Annotated in this window: 2 protein-coding genes and 1 pseudogene; all 3 read left to right on the top strand. The window is 39.0% G+C overall.

Annotated elements, in window-relative coordinates; all coding sequences use genetic code 11:
* A pseudogene (locus tag ABYK33_RS15830) lies at positions 1-289 on the top strand (hypothetical protein); the annotation flags it as partial.
* Positions 289-714: a hypothetical protein gene (locus tag ABYK33_RS15825; RefSeq protein WP_373034283.1), complete on the top strand. Its 426-nt coding sequence runs from the start codon at positions 289-291 to the stop codon at positions 712-714. The pseudogene ABYK33_RS15830 and the gene ABYK33_RS15825, both read left to right, overlap by 1 nt.
* 26 nt (positions 715-740) lie before the next feature.
* Positions 741-1,460 (top strand): secretin N-terminal domain-containing protein (locus tag ABYK33_RS15820; protein WP_373034282.1); only part of this gene is annotated, 720 nt, incomplete at its 3' end.

The following is a 1,460-nucleotide window of genomic DNA, read 5'->3' as shown; positions in this document are numbered from 1 at the left end:
TTACGATCAAGAGACATGGGGTGCATTTATTGACTCTATTGCAGAAAATGCGAAAAAATACAAAGTTCAACTTAACTTTTTTGCGAATAGGCTAGCCTCCGATAAGACCAAGTTCGGACATGTTCTAAACCTTGAGATTCAGGCAGAAGCACCATACAAGAACATGGTTAACTTCATTAATGCAATTGAAAAAAGCAAATTGGTTGTTGATTTACATGACATGGATCTAACTGCGACCACCAAGTTAAATCTTGACCTTAAACTATCAGTATGGGGGATTACTTATTAATGAAAACTCTACTAATTGTATCGATCGTTTCTTTAGTGCCAGCATACATGCTGGCAAATGCAGAAACACCAAACCATACAGAGATCAATAAACAGATCGAAGAGATAAAACCGCCTCGTACAGGTGTTCAAGCTGCGGATGTTTTAAAAACCGAAAGTCCATTTATTTTGGTTAAGACCGGTAAAGATGGTAAAAAAACCACCTATGCTGTTAAAAGGAAGGTAAAATTACCGCCCCTCAAACTAGAATCGGCAATCAATAAAAGCGTCAAGATAAATGGGAAATGGTATAAAGAGGGTGATAGAATACGTCAATACACCATCACTAAAGTTTCCACAGACGAGGTACTTCTTACAAGTAAGAGCAAAGAGTTAAAACTCTTTCAAAACCATGCAAATGACAAGATCGACTTCAATGTCAACTAACTATAAGTAAAAAAAGGAAAATGAAAATGAAGAACTTAAACAAAAAGCTTATCTCACTTGCTGCTTCAGCAATTCTTGCCGCCTCTTTACAGGCAGATTGTACTTATGAACTTTTCAGTATATCTTCTGCTAAAGGGACGACGATAGGTGAGTATGTAGACCAATTGACGACAGCATGTGAATATAGCTTGGTGGTCGCGGACAGTGAAACCGAAAAATTGATGGACAAAAAGCTCAATAAAACACATATCAAGAACCTTACAATTGATGAAGTTTTAGAGATCTTGCTCACTGAGAATAATCTCAACTTCACGATTGACAATGACATATTACGTATTTCATATCTAAAAACGATCACTTATAACATCGATTATATACTTTCATCTCGTAAAAGCCAGGGGTCTACCGATGTCATGCTAAGTTCAACTTCTTCGCAGATCGGGCAAGGCGCGCAGTCTAGCGGTGCTACAGGTGGATCAGGAACGAATGGCCAGCAAGGCGGCGGAGGTGGCTCAAATAAATCCGGAATTTCAATTGAGTCTACTGATGAAGTAAAATTTTGGGAAGAGTTGGATCTTGAGCTTCAACGTGTATTGAACCGTCCGGAGGACGCCTATCAGGCTGAAGCACCGATTATTAACAGAAATGCAGGACTGATCACTATTTCTGCAACTGGACGTCAGCAGGCACGTATCGATACATACTTGAAAATGCTCCAGGAAAAAGTTCAGAAACAGGTTCTGATA

It is taken from the genome of Sulfurovum sp., assembly GCF_041562805.1.
GTDB lineage: Bacteria > Campylobacterota > Campylobacteria > Campylobacterales > Sulfurovaceae > Sulfurovum.
The sequence above is the reverse complement of the archived record's forward strand: the minus strand, read 5'-3'. Positions and strand labels throughout refer to the sequence as shown.

Bases quoted from the DNA above. Each gene is read 5' to 3' on its own strand.
- ABYK33_RS15825 (WP_373034283.1), top strand. From the start codon at position 289: ATGAAAACTCTACTAATTGTATCGATCGTTTCTTTAGTGCCAGCATAC.